Annotated in this window: 18 protein-coding genes, 2 tRNA genes and 1 rRNA gene; 7 read left to right on the top strand and 14 right to left on the bottom strand. The window is 57.7% G+C overall.

All coding sequences use genetic code 11. The annotated features are described in order from the left end of the window. Positions 1-7 precede the first annotated feature (7 nt). The 7 genes from B9H00_RS11280 to dksA form a co-directional block, all read right to left on the bottom strand. The gene (locus B9H00_RS11280) at positions 8-430 is read right to left on the bottom strand and encodes a GNAT family N-acetyltransferase (protein ID WP_086900743.1); all 423 of its coding nucleotides are present in this window, start codon (positions 428-430) and stop codon (positions 8-10) included. 29 nt (positions 431-459) lie between these two features. Beyond that, a complete protein-coding gene (panC, locus tag B9H00_RS11285) occupies positions 460-1,305 on the bottom strand; it encodes a pantoate--beta-alanine ligase (protein WP_086900744.1) in 846 nt (281 codons plus the stop codon). A gap of 24 nt (positions 1,306-1,329) precedes the next feature. Further along, complete coding sequence (gene panB / locus B9H00_RS11290) at positions 1,330-2,124, bottom strand: 3-methyl-2-oxobutanoate hydroxymethyltransferase (protein ID WP_086900745.1); 795 nt, start codon at positions 2,122-2,124, stop codon at positions 1,330-1,332. Positions 2,125-2,170: 46 nt separating this feature from the next. Then, the gene (gene folK, locus B9H00_RS11295; RefSeq protein WP_236944260.1) at positions 2,171-2,593 is read right to left on the bottom strand and encodes a 2-amino-4-hydroxy-6-hydroxymethyldihydropteridine diphosphokinase; all 423 of its coding nucleotides are present in this window, start codon (positions 2,591-2,593) and stop codon (positions 2,171-2,173) included. A gap of 59 nt (positions 2,594-2,652) precedes the next feature. Further along, complete coding sequence (pcnB, locus tag B9H00_RS11300) at positions 2,653-3,948, bottom strand: polynucleotide adenylyltransferase PcnB (RefSeq protein ID WP_086900747.1); 1,296 nt, start codon at positions 3,946-3,948, stop codon at positions 2,653-2,655. Positions 3,949-4,870: 922 nt separating this feature from the next. Continuing rightward, positions 4,871-5,785 (bottom strand): tRNA glutamyl-Q(34) synthetase GluQRS, encoded by a 915-nt coding sequence (gene gluQRS / locus B9H00_RS11305; protein ID WP_086900748.1) that lies wholly within the window; start codon positions 5,783-5,785, stop codon positions 4,871-4,873. Further along, positions 5,786-6,217, bottom strand: coding sequence for an RNA polymerase-binding protein DksA (dksA, locus tag B9H00_RS11310; protein WP_086900749.1), 432 nt, complete (start codon positions 6,215-6,217; stop codon positions 5,786-5,788). 200 nt (positions 6,218-6,417) lie between these two features. Here dksA and sfsA point away from each other — a divergent pair, with 200 nt between their 5' ends. After that, complete coding sequence (gene sfsA / locus B9H00_RS11315; RefSeq protein WP_086900750.1) at positions 6,418-7,110, top strand: DNA/RNA nuclease SfsA; 693 nt, start codon at positions 6,418-6,420, stop codon at positions 7,108-7,110. A 2-nt stretch (positions 7,111-7,112) separates the two neighbouring features. Here sfsA and B9H00_RS11320 read toward each other — a convergent pair whose 3' ends face one another. The 6 genes from B9H00_RS11320 to B9H00_RS11345 form a co-directional block, all read right to left on the bottom strand. Beyond that, positions 7,113-7,520 carry an acyl-CoA thioesterase gene (locus B9H00_RS11320; protein WP_086900751.1) on the bottom strand — a complete coding sequence of 136 codons (408 nt, stop codon included), beginning with the start codon at positions 7,518-7,520 and terminating at the stop codon, positions 7,113-7,115. A 72-nt stretch (positions 7,521-7,592) separates the two neighbouring features. Next, a complete protein-coding gene (gene metW, locus B9H00_RS11325) occupies positions 7,593-8,183 on the bottom strand; it encodes a methionine biosynthesis protein MetW (RefSeq protein WP_086900752.1) in 591 nt (196 codons plus the stop codon). Continuing rightward, the gene (gene metX, locus B9H00_RS11330) at positions 8,183-9,349 is read right to left on the bottom strand and encodes a homoserine O-succinyltransferase MetX (protein WP_086900753.1); all 1,167 of its coding nucleotides are present in this window, start codon (positions 9,347-9,349) and stop codon (positions 8,183-8,185) included. The genes metW and metX overlap by 1 nt, the downstream gene beginning before the upstream one ends. A 140-nt stretch (positions 9,350-9,489) precedes the next feature. Continuing rightward, positions 9,490-10,071, bottom strand: coding sequence for a YggT family protein (locus tag B9H00_RS11335; protein WP_086900754.1), 582 nt, complete (start codon positions 10,069-10,071; stop codon positions 9,490-9,492). Between the two features lie 45 nt (positions 10,072-10,116). Then, positions 10,117-10,944, bottom strand: a complete 828-nt coding sequence (gene proC / locus B9H00_RS11340; RefSeq protein WP_086900755.1) for a pyrroline-5-carboxylate reductase — start codon at positions 10,942-10,944, stop codon at positions 10,117-10,119. A gap of 27 nt (positions 10,945-10,971) precedes the next feature. Then, complete coding sequence (locus B9H00_RS11345; protein WP_086900756.1) at positions 10,972-11,700, bottom strand: YggS family pyridoxal phosphate-dependent enzyme; 729 nt, start codon at positions 11,698-11,700, stop codon at positions 10,972-10,974. Between the two features lie 38 nt (positions 11,701-11,738). Between B9H00_RS11345 and B9H00_RS11350 the strand changes: the two genes are divergently transcribed. Beyond that, on the top strand, positions 11,739-12,749 hold the full coding sequence (locus B9H00_RS11350; RefSeq protein WP_086900757.1) for a type IV pilus twitching motility protein PilT: 1,011 nt from the start codon (positions 11,739-11,741) through the stop codon (positions 12,747-12,749). Positions 12,750-12,789: 40 nt separating this feature from the next. Here the strand turns inward: B9H00_RS11350 and B9H00_RS11355 are convergent, their stop codons facing one another. Continuing rightward, complete coding sequence (locus B9H00_RS11355) at positions 12,790-13,905, bottom strand: anhydro-N-acetylmuramic acid kinase (protein ID WP_086900758.1); 1,116 nt, start codon at positions 13,903-13,905, stop codon at positions 12,790-12,792. Between the two features lie 130 nt (positions 13,906-14,035). On the opposite strand from B9H00_RS11355, the gene tyrS reads away from it, so the two are divergent. The 5 genes from tyrS to B9H00_RS11375 all read left to right on the top strand — a co-directional run bounded on the left by tyrS (position 14,036) and on the right by B9H00_RS11375 (position 17,763). Then, entirely contained in the window at positions 14,036-15,241 is a 1,206-nt protein-coding gene (gene tyrS / locus B9H00_RS11360) for a tyrosine--tRNA ligase (RefSeq protein ID WP_086900759.1), read from the top strand. Between the two features lie 194 nt (positions 15,242-15,435). Then, complete coding sequence (locus tag B9H00_RS17125; protein ID WP_257789414.1) at positions 15,436-15,564, top strand: hypothetical protein; 129 nt, start codon at positions 15,436-15,438, stop codon at positions 15,562-15,564. Positions 15,565-15,995: 431 nt separating this feature from the next. Next, a 16S ribosomal RNA gene (locus B9H00_RS11365) occupies positions 15,996-17,535 on the top strand. A 68-nt stretch (positions 17,536-17,603) separates the two neighbouring features. Further along, positions 17,604-17,680 (top strand) — tRNA-Ile (locus tag B9H00_RS11370). 7 nt (positions 17,681-17,687) lie between these two features. Then, positions 17,688-17,763: transfer RNA gene (locus B9H00_RS11375), tRNA-Ala, on the top strand. Positions 17,764-17,784: the final 21 nt, after the last annotated feature.

Here is a 17,784-nt window from a genome sequence, read left to right on the forward strand (position 1 = left end):
GCAGGTCTTAAAGCTGTCGCGCCATGGGTTGAACGCCACGCTCATCAACCGGCGCGCTACTGATATAGCCAAGACGTTGATATAGCCGAAGGGCGGGCTGGTTATCGACAGCAACGTTGAGCGTGACTCGTGTCCCGCCAAGGTGAGCTGCCTGCGCCTCGAGATAACGACAAAGCCTTTCGCCCAGCTGCTGGCCGCGAAGATGAGGCGCGACAATCAGCCGACACAGATGCCAGGTCGTCTGCTGATCACGCGGCGACAGCTGTCCGAATGCCTGTAATTCGCCGTCCTCTTTCAGCGAAAAGGACGGCAGGGTGTCGGCATCGATCTGCTGCCACAATCGAGCTGCATCTACAGGCCATGTCAGCGACGGGCCGCCCCATTGCGTCAGTCCCTCCGGTGAGTCGATCCACTCGATCAATGCATTCATGTCCTCGGACCGTGCCGATTGCCACCCTGTCACGTGGGAAAACTCAGATTATCGATCAGTCGGGTACTGCCGAGTCGAGCCGCTACCAGCAGTACCGAGCCGGGCTGCCATGTGTTGATCGGACGTAGCGTTTCGGTATCGCAAAGGGCCAGATACTCGGGTTGAAAACCGGCTCCCTCCAGCTGTTGCAGCCCCTTCGTCAGTGCCTGCTCGCTGGGCTCACCCTGCTCGAGACGTCGAGCACTCTCCAGGAGACATTCATGAAGTCGGCCGGCTCTGGCACGTGCCTTGTCATCCAGGTAGTGATTACGCGAGGAGAGGGCCAGACCGTCGTGATCGCGGGCAATGGGCACGCCAATGATGTCGATGGGCATGTGCTGATCGCGTACCAGTTTTCGGATGACGGCCAGTTGCTGAAAGTCCTTCTCTCCGAAGCAGGCCACATCGGGGCGCGTTAGATTGAAAAGAAGACTGACCACGGTTGCGACACCATCGAAGTGCCCGGGGCGATGCGTGCCGCACAAACCTTCTGATACCTGCGGCACGCTGACTCGGGTCAAGGCGGACTGCCCCTGCGGATAGAGGGTGTCGACGTTCGGCGCAAACAGAAGATCGCAGCCGCGTTCGGTTAGAAGCCGCTGGTCCTCGGCAAGCGTGCGCGGATAGCGCTCCAGATCCTCATCAGGGCCAAACTGTAGTGGGTTGACAAAAATGGTGGCCACGACGCGATCAGCATGTTGCCGTGCAGCATCCACCAGTCTCAGATGACCCTCATGTAAGTTGCCCATGGTCGGCACCAGCGCGATTCGATAGCCTTTGCGGCGCCATGTCGACAGTGTTGACTGAAGGTTTGTAATATCGTCAAACGTTTGCATGACGTGTCATATCCATGTTCAAGATCAAAAGCAGTGTTCTGGCGCGGGGAAGCTGCGTGTCCTGACTGCCTCGTGATAGGCCCTGAAAGCACCCTCGATACTGCCGGATTCTGTCATGAAGTCCTTGACGAACCTCGGTGGTTGTCCTGTCGTGGCGCCCAGCATGTCGTGCATGACCAGAATCTGACCGTCAACATCGGGGCCGGCGCCAATGCCGATGACCGGCACACTGAGTGCCGCTCGAATGCGACCGGCCAGCTCGCGAGGCACACATTCAAGCAAAATGATGCCGGCCCCAGCCTGTTCCAGTGTTCTGGCAGCCTTGAGCATTGCATCGCCCTGCTGGGTGTCACGTCCCTGAACGCGATAGCCGCTCAGCGCATGAACGCTTTGCGGCGTCAGTCCCATATGCACGCAGACAGGGACGCCGCGTTGCGTCAGGGCCGTCACGGTCTCGGCAAGCCAGGCCTCACCTTCGAGCTTGATCATGTGAGCGCCGGCCTGCATCAGCTGTCCGGCCGCCTCCATGGTCCGGGATGGCGTGATATTGGTCATGAAAGGGAGATCCGCCATGATCAGGCTGGGCGTTTCTGCCCTTGCGACACAACGAGTGTGATAGACCATGTCTTCCAGTGTGACGGGCAGGGTTGAAGCATGTCCCTGTAGCACCATGCCCAGGGAGTCTCCGATGAGCAGAACCTCGATGCCGGCATTGCCTGCCAGGGTTGCCATGGTGGCGTCATAGGCGGTGAGGCAACTGAAGGGCTCTCCCGCTGCTCGACGTTCGTTCAACGTTCTGATGGTAATGGGGCGGGTCATGCATCCCTCGACGTTTGGCAGCCAATATGGCTGATCGAGTCTAGGGTCAGAGAGGCAGGCGCTTCAAGTCATTGGTGGGCGATGCTGACGGAAGCTGCCTCAATGACAGGCCACCGGGCAGGCGAAGTTCAGGGTCAATTTCCAGCATGGGCTGGACCACAAAGGCACGCTCGCATAGCCAGAGATGAGGCACGACAAGGCGTGGGAGATTGAGCACCTGGTCACCATAAAGCAGAAGGTCCAGATCCAGCGTACGTGGTCCCCAGTGACGCTTTCGTACACGCCGGTGACGCTGCTCCAGCGCCTGAAGCTGATCAAGCAGTGCCAGCGGAGAAAGCCGCGTCTCCAGCACCGCCACGGCGTTGACGAAGTCAGGCTGGTCCTGTGGACCGACCGGACGGCTGCTGTAAAGCGATGAGCGAGTCTTGAGCGTGGTCAGGGGCAGTCCTGCCAGATCCTCGAAAGCCATGGATACCTGCCGTTGAGGATGGTCCAGATTACTGCTCAGCCCGACCCACGCTCTGTGGCTCACTCCTGACCATCCCGTGGCGTACGACGTCTTCGGCGACGTCTGGGCTTGCGCGAGGGCATGGGCATGCTTTCAGGCGCATCGTCGTCGACAGCAATATCGTCCTGTCCCTGCTCGACCTTTTGCACCATCTCGCGCTGCTGGGTCTCGCTGGCTTCCTGAAAACGGGTCCACCAGAGCCCCAGGCCCGAGGCGATTTCACCGGCCGTTTCCCTGAGCAGCAAAAAGTCGTAGGCCGCGCGGAAACGTTGATGCGTCAGCGTCTGATAGGGCCGCTTGCCCCGCCTTCGCGGCAGCATCAGCTGCATGTCCCAGATTTCGCGCATGGGCAGGCTGAAACGCTTGGGAATGGACGTATGCTGCAGTTGACGGTTCAATACCTGCTGCGAGGCCTGCTGTGCAGCCGGGACAGGTGGAATGCCCTCATCGATCAACTGCGCCGTCTGGGCCACTGTGGCCGGCCAGAGTAGCGCCGCGTACAAAAAGGCCGGAGTGACCGGCTTGTCAGCACGGATACGCTCATCGGTGTTGATCAACGCCTGCTCGACCATTTTTTCAGCCCAGCTCAGCTGTGCAAACGATTCTTCGGTGCCCGGGAAGAGCATGGCAAAGAGTCCGTAACGCCTGAGCCCCTGATAGGTGCTCAGGGCGTAACCTGAAAGAAAGAGCTTGAGCACTTCTTCAAACAGGCGAGCTGATGGAATCTGCAGCAGCAGGGGAGCACAGTCCGCCAGCGGTGATTCCGTCTCGGGCGCCAGCGTGAAATCAAGCTTGCTGGCAAATCGCACGGCGCGAAGCATGCGAACCGGATCTTCCCGATAACGAAGATCCGGGTCTCCAATCAAACGAAGGACACGGTGCTCCAGATCTTCAAGGCCGCCGGTCCAGTCGTGAATGGCAAAATCGCGCACGCTGTAATAGAGCGCATTGACTGTGAAGTCACGGCGAAGCGCGTCCTCATCGACACTGCCCCAGACGTTGTCACGCAGCAAAAGTCCTTCTTCGGACTGTTGTGAGTGACGTTCGGCCATTTCGGTGTCATGGCCGCCACGAAAGGTAGTGACCTCAATGATTTCGCGCCCGAAGCGAACATGAACAATACGAAATCGTCGGCCGATCAAGCGGGCATTGCGAAAGACATTGCGAACCTGTTCTGGTGTGGCGCTGGTGGCAACATCGAAATCCTTGGGCACCTGCCCAAGAAGAGAGTCTCTGACACAGCCACCCACCAGATAGGCTTCAAAGCCTGCCTGGTTAAGACGATAAAGTACTTTCAGCGCATTTTCGCTGAGCATTCGTCGAGAAATTGGATGCTGGTCGCGGGGAAGAATGGTGGGCGTCAAGTTGAAGCCATGTTGACCTGATGAGAATTCCGGGGGCCAGTTCTATAAAGGCCATGGTGTCCCGATCTGTCTGCGTCCTGATATGTCGTAACGCCGATCAGAAGCCCAGTGTAGCCGAGCAGCAAAAGCTTGCAAAGCAGCCTGTCATACAAGTCAGGAATTGAGAATGAAAACGGGGAGACAATGTCTGTCTCCCCGCCCATCGTGCTGCCTTGTATTTTTCTTCGTGATGGCGCATCGCCCTGAATACGTACCATGTTCACCAAAGGCGATAGCCCGTGATCTCTTGTTGTTGTGCAGTAACGGCCGCGAACATCTCGTATTCAAAACAATCTTCCATGACGACAGCCAGCAGGCTGCTCCAGTGGTTTTGTTATTATTCCGGAGTGTCGCAGGGTTGTGTTGTTGTTGTTTGACAACGCTGCAGTGACATCGCGTTCTGGTAGTTGGAGGACGTTTATTGTTGTTATTAACCTCGTATGCCAGCGAGCCGTTATTGTTGTTATGAGCTCTTGGGCACGTTATTGACAGACTGTTCGTATTGTTATTGTTCGCAGTCGTCTGTCTGATCGGGGTCAGGCCATTGTTATTGTTATCAGCCGGTTCAAGCGATCACTATTATTCTTCTTCAGTCGCCTAATTATTTGCAGAACACGTGCCAGTTAAAAAATAAGTCTTTCTATTCATATGGTTACGAAGAAGAGTGCTGTTTGGGCTAGCCAGCGATAAGTTCAGTTACCTGACGCACCCCACTTTTGCACTATAAAGATGCATAAAAATGTCTTCGCGCTTTTTTTTGGTGCATTATCTTTGTTGGTTAGGGTCAGCATACGCGTAACGTGCAGTAAAAAAAGACGACGATGGTCGATATAGGTCAGTTTGATGTCGTGCGTTGAACATCCCTGATAGACAGATTGTGCGGTTGCCAATCCTCAAGAGCGGCTTTGAGCTGATCATTGACGTGTGCCTGGCGCAGTGCCGCGGGCGGTGATTGGCCCAGCAGTGTCAGCGCTTCATGCAGCAGGAGGCGCACGGCGTCAGGTTGAAGGGGGAGGGCAGGCGCCAGGTTCTGTTTGGAAAGCTTTTGCCCGTTTGCGGCAACCACTAGTGGAAGATGAAGATACTCGGGTGTGGGATACCCCAGTACCTGCTGCAGGCGAATCTGCCAGGGGGTGTTATCGAGTAAATCAGCACCGCGAACGATTTCTGTTACCCCCTGACGGGCATCATCGACCACGACCGCCAGCTGATAGGCCCATAGCCCATCGCGGCGCTTGAGTACGACATCCCCCAATTCAGGCAACGACCAGCGCTGATGGCCCAATCGTCGATCCTGCCAGCAGACTTCTGGCTCACCGAGATCAGTGCGAAGGCGCCAGGCGCACTCTCTTTCGGGATGCAGGGGCCCCTGGCGGCACCAGCCAGGATAAACCCTGAAACGCTGCCACTCCTTTCGAGAGCAGCTACAGGGATAGGCCGTGCCACGCGCGACAAGGGTGTCCAGCGCCATTTGATAGTCGCTGTCACGATGTCGCTGATACTCGATGGCCCCGTCGTGATAAAGGCCAAAGGCGTCGAGCTGCCGGAGAATGGTGTCGCTGGCGCCGGGGGGGCAGCGGGGAGGATCAATATCCTCGATTCTTAGCAGCCAGCGCCCATTTCGAGCCCGCACGTCCAGCCAGCTGGCCAGTGCGGCCAGCAGGGAACCAAAATGCAATGGCCCCGAAGGCGTTGGTGCAAAGCGACCAACGACCGCGGGGCCATGTTCAGCATGCCTTGTGCCCGGCATTCAGCCTCCGAGCTGTTTTTCCTTCAATTCCGACAGGGTTTTGCAATCCACACAGAGCGTGGCCGTGGGCCGGGCTTCGAGGCGTCGAATACCGATTTCGATGCCACAGGCTTCGCAAAAGCCATAGTCATCTTCATCGATGTTTTCGATGGTCTCGTTGATCTTCTTGAGCAGCTTTCGTTCGCGATCACGAGTGCGAAGCTCAAGATTGAAGCCTTCTTCCTGTGTGGCGCGATCGGCGGGGTCAGCGTAGTTGTTCGCATCTTCCTGAAGATGACGAACGGTACGATCGACCTCTGCCATCAGATCGTTTTTCCAGTTGAGCAGGATCTGGCGGAAGTGTGCCAGCTGCTTTTCATTCATGTACTCTTCGCCCGGCGCTGGCTCATAGGGCGTGAAGGTATCGGGCGACTGCGTCTCGGCTACTGCCATGGGAGATTGCCTCACTGCAGGTAAAGGCGATGCCGTAAGCCTGCAAGACTGTTCCTGATTACCGCATCGCATGATTCAGGGTAGAGCTATGTATAGGAAATCCATGCTGATTGCAAGCTGGTCTCAACAAAAGTCTGCAGGACTGGAAATCACCTCATGAGTGTAGTTCACACTGCACTATCGGCCGCAGGGGGGAGTTCATGAAACTACCGCCTCTTTGGTCGGGGGTGCTTATCGCGCGCTACAAACGTTTTCTGGCCGACATTCGTCTCGATGATGGGCGTGTGATCACGGCCCATTGCCCCAATACCGGCTCAATGCGCGCCGTTAATGTCCCCGGCTGTCGTGTATGGGTATCCTGGCATGACAATCCGAAGCGCCGTCTGCCATGGACGTGGGAGCTGATCGAGCTGCCGGATGGTGCGATGGCCTCCATTCATACCGGGCGTGCCAATGCACTGGTGCAGGAGGCCATCGAAAGTGGTGGCATTCTTCCCCTGGACAGGGAGTGGGCGCTGCAGCGTGAGGTCCGGGTCGAAGATTCAAGACTCGATTTTCGGCTGACGCCCGGGAGCGGCGAGGCCGTCTGGCTGGAGGTCAAGCAGGTGACGCTGAAGGAAGAGGGCTGTGGTTACTTTCCGGATTCCGTCAGTACCCGCGGGCGGCGCCATCTTGAAGCACTGATGGCCTTGCGAGCAGGTGGTGACCGGGCCGTACTGGTTTTTCTGGTCGCCCACAGCGGTATTGATGACGTTCGCCCGGCCGCACATCTGGACCCTGCCTACGCCCGCACCTTTGAGGGCGCATGCGAGGCAGGCGTCGAGGTCATGATGCTGGGCTGTGAGATTACCCCGGAGAAGATAACGGCCTGTCGCTTTCGCCGTCTTCACTAGGGTCAGGTGGCGCTGTCCGGGCCTTCCAGGTCACGGTCACGAAGATAGGTGATCCGGGTCTTGCCATGTGGTGCCGGGCGGCCGTCATCACCCATGTTGACGAAGACAATTTCGTCGATGGTCAGAATGTTTTTGTGGGTGATCTTGTTGCGCACCACGCAGTGCAGGGTCAGCGAGGTCTTGCCAAATCGGGTTGCGGTAATGCCCAGCTCGATAATGTCCCCCTGACGCGCGCTGGAGACGAAATTAATGGACGACATGTATTTGGTCACGACGCGCGAATTGCCCAGCTGAATGACGGCATAAATGGCCGCCTCTTCGTCGATCCATTTTAGAAGACTGCCGCCAAAGAGAGTGCCGTTGGGGTTGAGGTCTTCAGGCTTGATCCACTTGCGGGTATGAAAATTCATGTCCAGGCCTCGCTGAGGTCGCAAAATGATCAGGTCATGCTACCAAAGTCCAGGGTGTTCGAGCGCCGGATTTTATCGCCTGACCCTGAAAATGGCATCCTGGCCGAAAAGATTGGGCCAGCGCCGGTGACGCCACTGACCTTCCTTGCTGCCATTGCCCACTGCCCGGTCAGTAATGGTATGCCCCTGCATGCGACACAGATCGGAAAAGTCCCGGAAGGTCGACAGGTGGATGTTTGGGGTGTCATACCAGGCATGCGGCAGCGAGCGCGATACCGGCATGCGGCCCTTGAGTCCCAGCGACAGGCGGTGGCGCCACCAGGCAAAGTTGGGAAAGGCAATGATGCACTCATTGGCGACCCGCAGCATTTCATCGAGCATCAGATCAGGGCGTCTCAATACCTGAAGCGCCTGCGTCATGATGACCAGATCAAAGGCGTCGTCGGGGATATTGGCAAGTCCCTGGTCCAGATCCTGTTCGATGACATCCACGCCCTTTTCAAGACAGCGGGAAATGCCGTCGCTGTCGATTTCGAGTCCATAGCCTGTCACCTGTTTCTGCGCCGAGAGCGCCGCCAGCAGGGTACCGTCGCCACAGCCCAGGTCCAGAACGCGAGCGCCCTGAGGCACCCAGTCATAAATCAGTGCAAGATCAGCCCGCATTACGCATGGTCTCCGGCAGCACGTTCCACATCGTTGGCGATACGCGTCATGAAGCCGCCCAGCACGGCTTCGTAGCGCTCATTGGGTAGCAGAAAGGCATCATGCCCATGAGGGGAGTCGATATTGGCGTAGCTGACGTGCTTGCCGGCGCGAAGCAGGGCATCGACCAGTTCACGTGACCGGGCCGGTGCAAAGCGCCAGTCGGTCGAGAAGCTGACTACCAGAAAACGACAGCTTGCCGTCGACAGGGCCTGAGGCAGGTTATCATCGTGCTCGCCGGCCGGATCAAAATAATCCAGCGCCTTGGTCATCAACAGATAGGTGTTGGCATCAAAGCGTGTCGAGAAAGTGTCGCCCTGATAGCGTAGATAGGACTCCACCTCAAACTCGACATCGTAGCCGTAATTGAGGCTGTCGGTACGCAGGTCGCGACCGAACCTGGCGCCCATCGAATGTTCCGACAAATAGGTGATATGACCAACCATTCGTGCCAGTCGAAGGCCCTGCCTGGGCAGCGTTTGGTGTTCGCTGTACCAGCCATCAAAAAACTCGGGATCAGAGCGAATGGCCTGACGTGCGACCTCATTGAAGGCAATGTTTTGTGCCGAGAGGCGCGGTGTGGCCGCAATGACGGTGGCATTGGCCACGCGCTCTGGCAGGGTCATCGCCCACTGCAGCACCTGCATGCCACCCAGACTCCCGCCGACCACGGCCGCAAACTGCTGGATGCCCAGCCGATCGGCCAGCATCGCCTGGCTATGAACCCAGTCCGTCACGGTCATGAGCGGAAAGTCAGGGCCCCAGATGCGACCGGTGGCCGGGTTTTCGCTGGAAGGGCCAGTACTGCCGTGACAGCCCCCCAGATTGTTGACCGAAATCACGAAAAAACGCCGGGTATCAATGCTTTTACCGGGGCCGATATGAGCATCCCACCAGCCGGGCTTTCGGTCATCGACGTGATGATAGCCGGCGGCATGATGATGCCCCGACAGGGCATGGCAGATCAGGACCGCATTGCTGGCCGTTTCGTTGAGCGTACCGTAGGTTTCATATACCAGCTCAAAGGCTGGAAGTTCACGGCCGCAGGCAAGCATGAGGGGCGTATCGAAGCGGGCGACCTGCGGCGTTACCAGGCCAACCGAGGTAGAAGACAGTGTCTCGGGCATCAGCACTCAAATCCGGTCAGGCTGGGCAGGTCGAGATTGCGACCTGCCGTCGGAGTCGCACTGTAGCATATCGTTGCAGGAATCGGGGTGAGGTGCTGGCGGGAGGCTGCCGTGCGAGGACACGGCAGCCTTTCAAGACCTTAAATCAGCGGTGCCAGTGGTCCGGCAGCGCGGCTGAGTGCCCCGACCAGAAAACTGTCGAGTACGTTGATCAGCAAAAAGACCACGATGGGAGAAAGGTCGATCATGCCGATGGAAGGGATAACGCGTCGTACCGGTGCCATGACCGGCTCGGTGATCTGAAACACCAGCAGGGCGCCTGGGTGGCCGGACTGTGGGGCAACCCAGCTCAGAATGATCATGATGATCATCGCAAAGAAGTAGATTTTCAAAATGGCATTGACCACGCCGGCCAGCGCCGCCACCACCAGAAGGCCGATGGGCGGAAAGCCGAATATCGCCATGCAGATCAGGGCGATGCCTGCCATCTTGAACACCAGTGCGACCACAAGCGTTGCAATATCAATGGGTCCGGCCGGTCGCAGGATGCGCTGCACGGGGGCCACCAGAGGCGAGGTCGCCTTGACGATCGCCTGGCTGATGGGGTTGTAGTAGTCGGCACGTGAGGCGTGCAGCAAAAAGCGCAGCATCAGCACAAACAGATAAAGATTGATCAGGGTATTGACCAGCATGATGCCGGTATCGCCCAGTGCGCTCCCCATGGAGACTCTCCGTTATGTCGTCACAAGATGACTGATACAGTGAATTTACTGATCCCGCAGTTCACGTGCCAGCGATTCGGCGCGATCGAAGCAGGCCAGTGTGGCATCGTCCACCATTTTCTCGAAGCCGGCCTGCTCAAAGCTGGCAATGGCACGCTCCGTAGTACCTTTCGGCGACATGACCTGTTGCTTGAGCGTTTTCGGGTCATGTTCGCTTTCTTTTGCCATGTGGGCTGCGCCCAGCGCCGTCTGAATCGCCAGTCGTCGTGCAGTGTCGCGTGACAGTCCTCTTTCCACGCCCGCGTTTTCCATGGCTTCCAGCATATAGAAGAAGTAGGCGGGCGCGCTGCCGGCAATGGCGGTCACGGCGCTGAGCAGGGTTTCTTCTTCGACCCATTCGACAATACCAACGGCCGACAGCAGTTCGCCGGCCAGGGCGCGATGCGATTCGCCAAGGCCGGACGGTGCATAAAGACCGGTGGCGCCCTCACCGACCAGTGCCGGCGTGTTGGGCATGCAGCGCACGATCGGGAGGCTGTCATCGCCCAGCCACTGACCCAGCGTCTCAATGGTCAGGCCGGCGGCAATGGAAATGATCAAGGGGCGGCTGATCTGCAGGGCATCCTGCAGCGGTTCGCAGACCTGGCGCATGATCTGTGGCTTGACGGCCAGAATGACAACGTCGGCTTCACTGACCCCGGCGATATTGTCGCTGGTGGTTTGAATGCCGTAGCGCGCGCGATGCTGCTTGAGCATGTCTTCATCCGGCGAGGTGGCCGTAATGGCCTCTGCCGGGTAGCCGTTATCGATCAGGCCGCCGAAGATGGCGCTGGCCATGTTGCCGGCGCCGATGAAGGTCAATTGACTTGCCATGATAAGGGTCCTTGTTGTCGGGGGGATTCAGTCGCGGCTGCCGAAAATGGCCGTGCCCAGTCTGACCAGCGTGGCGCCCTCGTCAATGGCCGCCTCCATATCACCGCTCATGCCCATCGACAGGGTGTCCAGAGGCGCTTCAGGGTGACGCCGGGTCAATTCCTCGAAAAGCTCGCGTAGCCTGGCATGAGAAAGATGCTGTTGCGCCGGGTCATCGCTGGCGGCCGGAATGGCCATCAAGCCACGCAGACGTAGATTGGGCAGGGCCAATACCTGCTCTGCCAATGCCGACAGTGCTTCGGGCATCACACCCGATTTTGACTCTTCCCGGCTGATATTGACCTGCAGACAGATATCAAGCGCCCCCATGGCGGGCGGGCGGGCTTCACTCAGGCGTCGGGCAATCTTTTCGCGATCCACGGTATGGACCCAGCTGAAATGCTCGGCCACATCTCGCGTCTTGTTGGACTGAATCGCGCCGATATAGTGCCATTCAATGCCATCAAGATCTGTTAGCGAGCGCTGTTTCTCCAGCGCCTCCTGGAGATAATTTTCGCCAAAAAGGCGCTGTCCGACGTCAAACGCCGCACGCAGCATCGCCGCTGGTTTGGTCTTGCTGACCGCCAGTATCGCCGCACTGTCGGCTGGCCGGCCGGCATTAACAAGGGCCTGCTCAAGTCGGTGGCGCATCGCGACGATATTGCCTTTTATGGCGTGGCTCTGATCGGGGGTCGCGTGTGACTGCTGATCGCTCATGAGTGATCACTCTTTGTGACGTCCGGAACTGCGAACGCATGGATATTACCGAACTGCTGGCTTTTACGGCAAAACAGGGCGCCTCGGATCTGCATCTGTCGGCCGGTTTGCCTGCCATGATGCGCGTTGACGGCGAAATTCGTCGCCTCAACGCGCCAGCACTTGAACACGAGGACGTTGAGCGCCTTCTGATGGCGGTCATGAGTCAGCCGCAGCAGCAGAATTTCAGGGAGGCACTGGAACTCGACTTTTCTATCGATGTCCCCGGCGTCTCGCGCTTTCGTGTTAACGCCTTTCATCAGGACAGGGGCGCCGCTGGCGTTTTTCGTACCATTCCGGCTCATGTCCCCAGTCTTGAGTCACTGGGGCTTGGAGACGTTTTTCGGCGTCTTGCCAGCTGTCCGCATGGGCTTGTGCTGGTGACGGGACCGACCGGCTCGGGCAAGTCCACGACGCTGGCGGCCATGGTGGATCATATCAATGGGGCCCGAGCTCAGCACGTGCTGACCATCGAAGACCCTATCGAGTTTGTGCATCACTCCAGGCGTGCCCTCATTAACCAGCGCGAAGTGCAGCGCGACACGCATAATGTGGCCAGCGCCCTGCGCTCTGCCCTGCGTGAGGATCCTGACGTCATTCTGGTCGGAGAAATGCGCGACCTGGAAACCATGCGGCTGGCCCTGACAGCGGCCGAGACCGGCCATCTGGTATTGGCCACGCTTCACACTACCTCGGCGGCCAGAACGGTAGATCGTATCGTGGATGTCTTTCCTGGAGATGAAAAGGCGATGGTGCGTGCCATGCTGTCCGAGTCGCTTCAAGGGGTGATCTCCCAGCAGCTGGTCCGTCGTATCGGTGGGGGGAGAATTGCCGCCCACGAAATTCTGATCGCCACGCCTGCCATTCGAAATCTGATTCGTGAAGACAAGGTGGCGCAGATTTATTCGGCGCTTCAGACCGGTGGCGGGCTGGGCATGCAGACCCTGGACGCGGCCATGGCTCGACTGGCGGCCGAAGGATTGATCCTGCGTGAAGAGCATGGTGGGTAATCGAGTTTCTTGTGCGCCGATCACTCCCTTTGCACGTCAGTCAGCGTTCATATATCCCGCCCAGAATGCGTGGGCCTGCGGCGCCGGTAACAGAGGGCAGGTTACCCGCCAGGCCTTCCAGTCGTCGCCAGGCAAGCCAGGCAAAGGCACCGGCTTCCAGCCAGTCCGGCGACCAGCCCAGTGTTTCACATCGCTCGGTCCGGATCGGTGACAGTCTGACGCTCAGCGCCTTCATCAGGGCGATATTGTGCGCACCACCGCCGCAGGGAATGACACGGGCATCTGATTGCGTATCCGGGGGAAGATGGCGCTCCAGTTCGCGAGCGATACTTTCAACCGTCAGTGCCAGCAGCGTTGCCTGTACATCGGCGGGTGCTTCTTCCTTTAAATGGCTTTCCAGCCACGGCAGGTGGAAATGCTCCCGCCCGGTGCTCTTGGGCGGTGCACTTTCAAAAAAGGGATCATTTAAAAGACGTTCCAGCAGAGGCTTCTGACAGTGCCCCTGGGCGGCCCAGGCGCCATCACGATCAAAGCGTCCCTCATGATGGCGGGTATACCATCCATCCAGCAGGGCATTCGCAGGGCCGGTATCAAAGCCGACAACCGGAATGTCGCTCCCTTCAGGTGGTAGCAGGGTGACGTTGGCAAAGCCACCCAGGTTCAGCAGCACCCGCCATTGCTGGCGGTCACGAAAAAGAGCGTCATGAAAGGCAGGCGCCAGCGGTGCTCCCTGGCCGCCGGCGGCCAGATCACGCCGGCGAAAGTCGGCCACGACCCGACAGCCGGTCAGCTCGGCCAGTCGTGAGGGATTGTCCAGTTGCCATGTATAGGGAAATGAGCCGCCTGGTCGATGCTCGATGGTCTGTCCGTGGCTGCCGATGGCGGCGATGTCATCAATTGCAATGTCGCTTTTCTTGAGTAATGCGCTGACGGCCTGTGCCTGCAGACGGCAGAACGCCTCTTCGGTCTCGGCCAGAGTGTCGAAGGCTGCTTCCCTGGCGTGACACAGCTGCCATAGCTGTCGGCGCAGGGGTTCCGGCATGTCGATCCCCGTGGCTTCCCGGAGAACGGGGCGATGATGATTGTCGCACTCCACTAGCGCGGCATCGATACCGTCCAGGCTGGTACCGGACATCAGACCTATTACAAGACTCATCTGTTCACTCCTGCCGGGGCGGCCTCTGCGTTTGACGCCATGCTATCATGCCCCACATTTCCTGCTGCTCTTGCGCAGATCCTGCGAGAGGAGGGCAGCTGCAATCATCCAAATACAGGAGAGGCAGGTCATGACCGATGTTGCCGATGCGCTGGCGCTGATCAAGCGTGGTGTCCACGAGGTACTGGTAGAGGAAGAGCTCGAGAAAAAGCTCTCTCTGGAACGGCCCTTGCGCATCAAGGCTGGCTTCGATCCTACGGCACCCGATCTTCATCTGGGGCACACGGTACTCCTGAACAAGCTGCGCCAGTTCCAGGACCTTGGTCATGAGGTACTGTTTCTGATCGGTGATTTCACCGGGCGCATCGGAGATCCTACCGGCAAGAGCGTGACGCGAAAGCCCTTGACGGAAGAAGATGTCATGGCCAATGCGCGTACCTATCAGGAGCAGGTGTTCAAGGTGCTTCATCCCGAGCGCACGAAGGTGGTCTTCAATGCTCAGTGGATGGGGGCCATGTCCGCCGCGGATCTGATTGGCCTTGCCGCGCAGACTACCGTCGCCCGCATGCTGGAGCGCGATGATTTTGAAAAGCGCTATCGCGGCAATCAGCCCATCGCCATTCACGAATTCCTTTATCCGCTGATACAGGGTTATGACTCGGTCGCACTGGAAGCCGATATCGAAATCGGCGGCACCGACCAGAAGTTCAACCTGTTAATGGGGCGCGAGCTCCAAAAGCATTATGGGCAGACGCCGCAGGTGGTGTTGACCATGCCGCTGCTCGAAGGTCTTGATGGTGTGCAGAAGATGTCCAAGTCGCTGGGCAACTATGTTGGCATTACTGACCGACCGGGGGAAATGTTCAACAAGATCGTTTCCATGCCGGATTCTCTGATGTGGCGCTATTTCGAGCTGCTTTCGCTCAAGCCCATGGAAGAGGTCCAGACATTAATGAGTAATGTGGACAGTGGCGCCAACCCGCGCGATATCAAAATGGTGCTGGCGCGTGAGCTGGTGGCCCGCTTTCATGGAGAAGAAGCTGCCGCCAGCGCGCATCGCGCCAGCGGAAATCAGCTTAAGGAAGGCGAATTGCCGGATGATCTGCCGGAGGTCGATGTGGCTGTTGAAGACATGGCCGAGGCGCCCATCGCCTTGATCCTCAATCGTGCCGGCCTTGCCAATAACGGGGCTCAGGCCAGGGACATGTTGAAAAACGCGCGTGTCTGGGTGGATGGCAGCAAGGTTGAAGCAGGACATATGCTCGCTGTCGGCCATGATTATGTGATCCAGGCCGGTAAAAAGCGTTATGCCAGAGTCCGCTTGCACAAGGCATAAGCTGATTTTTGTACAGGTCATACATTTGCAGCAGTTTTGGTATAAAAAAATTGGACATGACCGCTACATTCAGATAACTTATACAAACACCGAGGCAGCGGACGCACGGAAGCGTTGCACCCAAGGAAGGGAAGCCTCGGTGTAAATTTCAAAACATCACCATGGATGGTGGTGTTTGAGGATCAGGATGATCCATGAAGCCCGCAGCTGATATCAGCTGCGGGCTTTTCTTTTATGTCAGGGAATTGCTGGAAACGCTCTTGCGCCGCAGCTCGTGTAAAGGTGTTGATAGTGGTTTGAAAGGCATCAGCAAATCTTTTTGAAAAAAGGGGTTGCGCGCTCGGGGTCTGATCTATAAAGTACGCATCCGCTGCCACGGAGCACACGGCGACGAGGCAGCGGGGAAGTTTGCAGGTGATTGTTTTGACTGAGGTTTTGGTCGCTCAATCAGGATTTCAAATCCAGCCGCCGACTTCCGGATCGAAAAAAAGAGGTTGACTTTTCGATTCAGGGCTGTAAAATGCCCACTCTCTCGAAGCAGCCGCCACGGCGACTGAGGCAACATCTTCGAGACGCTCTTTAACAAGTCGATCAGGCAATTTGTGTGGGCGTCTGGCTCGTGTGACACCAGTCACATAGATAATCGAGCAGACGAACACTCGTCAAGAGTACTAGTTTGACCTCGAGCCCGGATTGATTCGCCTTTCGGAACTGCTTTTGCAGGGCCGGATAAAGAATCTCAAAGCTTCAAAATAAACTGAAGAGTTTGATCATGGCTCAGATTGAACGCTGGCGGCAGGCCTAACACATGCAAGTCGAGCGGTAACAGGGGTAGCTTGCTACCCGCTGACGAGCGGCGGACGGGTGAGTAATGCATGGGAATCTGCCCGATAGTGGGGGATAACTCGGGGAAACCCGAGCTAATACCGCATACGTCCTACGGGAGAAAGCAGGGGATCTTCGGACCTTGCGCTATCGGATGAGCCCATGTCGGATTAGCTTGTTGGTGAGGTAAAGGCTCACCAAGGCTGCGATCCGTAGCTGGTCTGAGAGGATGATCAGCCACACCGGGACTGAGACACGGCCCGGACTCCTACGGGAGGCAGCAGTGGGGAATATTGGACAATGGGGGAAACCCTGATCCAGCCATGCCGCGTGTGTGAAGAAGGCCTTAGGGTTGTAAAGCACTTTCAGTGGGGAAGAAGGCATGATGATTAATACTCGTCATGAAGGACATCACCCACAGAAGAAGCACCGGCTAACTCCGTGCCAGCAGCCGCGGTAATACGGAGGGTGCAAGCGTTAATCGGAATTACTGGGCGTAAAGGGCGCGTAGGCGGCTTGCCAAGCCGGATGTGAAAGCCCCGGGCTCAACCCGGGAACGGCATTCGGAACTGGCAGGCTAGAGTGCAGGAGAGGAAGGTGGAATTCCCGGTGTAGCGGTGAAATGCGTAGAGATCGGGAGGAATACCAGTGGCGAAGGCGGCCTTCTGGACTGACACTGACGCTGAGGCGCGAAAGCGTGGGTAGCAAACAGGATTAGATACCCTGGTAGTCCACGCCGTAAACGATGTCGACCAGCCGTTGGACCCCTTGAGGGTTTGGTGGCGCAGTTAACGCAATAAGTCGACCGCCTGGGGAGTACGGCCGCAAGGCTAAAACTCAAATGAATTGACGGGGGCCCGCACAAGCGGTGGAGCATGTGGTTTAATTCGATGCAACGCGAAGAACCTTACCTGCTCTTGACATCCTGCGAATCTCCCAGAGATGGGAGAGTGCCTTCGGGAACGCAGAGACAGGTGCTGCATGGCTGTCGTCAGCTCGTGTTGTGAAATGTTGGGTTAAGTCCCGTAACGAGCGCAACCCCTATCCCTTTTTGCCAGCGGTCCGGCCGGGAACTTCAGGGAGACTGCCGGTGACAAACCGGAGGAAGGTGGGGACGACGTCAAGTCATCATGGCCCTTACGAGCAGGGCTACACACGTGCTACAATGGCCGGTACAAAGGGTTGCGAAGCGGCGACGTGAAGCCAATCCCATAAAGCCGGCCTCAGTCCGGATCGGAGTCTGCAACTCGACTCCGTGAAGTCGGAATCGCTAGTAATCGTGGATCAGAATGCCACGGTGAATACGTTCCCGGGCCTTGTACACACCGCCCGTCACACCATGGGAGTGGACTGCACCAGAAGTGGTTAGCTTAACCTTCGGGAGAGCGATCACCACGGTGTGGTTCATGACTGGGGTGAAGTCGTAACAAGGTAGCCGTAGGGGAACCTGCGGCTGGATCACCTCCTTAAACGACAAGTGCTCACGCGAACCAGCGCGTCCACACAAATTGCCTGATCGGATAGAGCGAAGATGCCTGGGTCTGTAGCTCAGTTGGTTAGAGCGCACCCCTGATAAGGGTGAGGTCGGCAGTTCGAGTCTGCCCAGACCCACCAACCTGTCGGGGCCTTAGCTCAGCTGGGAGAGCGCCTGCCTTGCACGCAGGAGGTCAGCGGTTCGATCCCGCTAGGCTCCACCATACAGCTCGGTGTCACAATCT

It is taken from the genome of Kushneria marisflavi, from assembly GCF_002157205.1.
Taxonomy (GTDB): domain Bacteria; phylum Pseudomonadota; class Gammaproteobacteria; order Pseudomonadales; family Halomonadaceae; genus Kushneria; species Kushneria marisflavi.

Coding starts and splice junctions, on each gene's coding strand:
- pcnB (WP_086900747.1), bottom strand. CDS start 3,948: ATGCTCAGCGAAAATGCGCTGAAAGTACTTTATCGTCTTAACCAGGCA.
- B9H00_RS11345 (WP_086900756.1), bottom strand. CDS start 11,700: ATGAGCGATCAGCAGTCACACGCGACCCCCGATCAGAGCCACGCCATA.
- dksA (WP_086900749.1), bottom strand. CDS start 6,217: ATGGCAGTAGCCGAGACGCAGTCGCCCGATACCTTCACGCCCTATGAG.
- B9H00_RS11350 (WP_086900757.1), top strand. CDS start 11,739: ATGGATATTACCGAACTGCTGGCTTTTACGGCAAAACAGGGCGCCTCG.
- panC (WP_086900744.1), bottom strand. CDS start 1,305: ATGCAAACGTTTGACGATATTACAAACCTTCAGTCAACACTGTCGACA.
- B9H00_RS11335 (WP_086900754.1), bottom strand. CDS start 10,071: ATGGGGAGCGCACTGGGCGATACCGGCATCATGCTGGTCAATACCCTG.
- sfsA (WP_086900750.1), top strand. CDS start 6,418: ATGAAACTACCGCCTCTTTGGTCGGGGGTGCTTATCGCGCGCTACAAA.
- folK (WP_236944260.1), bottom strand. CDS start 2,593: ATGGCTTTCGAGGATCTGGCAGGACTGCCCCTGACCACGCTCAAGACT.
- metX (WP_086900753.1), bottom strand. CDS start 9,349: ATGCCCGAGACACTGTCTTCTACCTCGGTTGGCCTGGTAACGCCGCAG.
- tyrS (WP_086900759.1), top strand. CDS start 14,036: ATGACCGATGTTGCCGATGCGCTGGCGCTGATCAAGCGTGGTGTCCAC.
- proC (WP_086900755.1), bottom strand. CDS start 10,944: ATGGCAAGTCAATTGACCTTCATCGGCGCCGGCAACATGGCCAGCGCC.
- B9H00_RS11355 (WP_086900758.1), bottom strand. CDS start 13,905: ATGAGTCTTGTAATAGGTCTGATGTCCGGTACCAGCCTGGACGGTATC.
- metW (WP_086900752.1), bottom strand. CDS start 8,183: ATGCGGGCTGATCTTGCACTGATTTATGACTGGGTGCCTCAGGGCGCT.
- B9H00_RS11320 (WP_086900751.1), bottom strand. CDS start 7,520: ATGAATTTTCATACCCGCAAGTGGATCAAGCCTGAAGACCTCAACCCC.
- B9H00_RS11280 (WP_086900743.1), bottom strand. CDS start 430: ATGAATGCATTGATCGAGTGGATCGACTCACCGGAGGGACTGACGCAA.
- gluQRS (WP_086900748.1), bottom strand. CDS start 5,785: ATGCCGGGCACAAGGCATGCTGAACATGGCCCCGCGGTCGTTGGTCGC.
- B9H00_RS17125 (WP_257789414.1), top strand. CDS start 15,436: ATGAAGCCCGCAGCTGATATCAGCTGCGGGCTTTTCTTTTATGTCAGG.
- panB (WP_086900745.1), bottom strand. CDS start 2,124: ATGACCCGCCCCATTACCATCAGAACGTTGAACGAACGTCGAGCAGCG.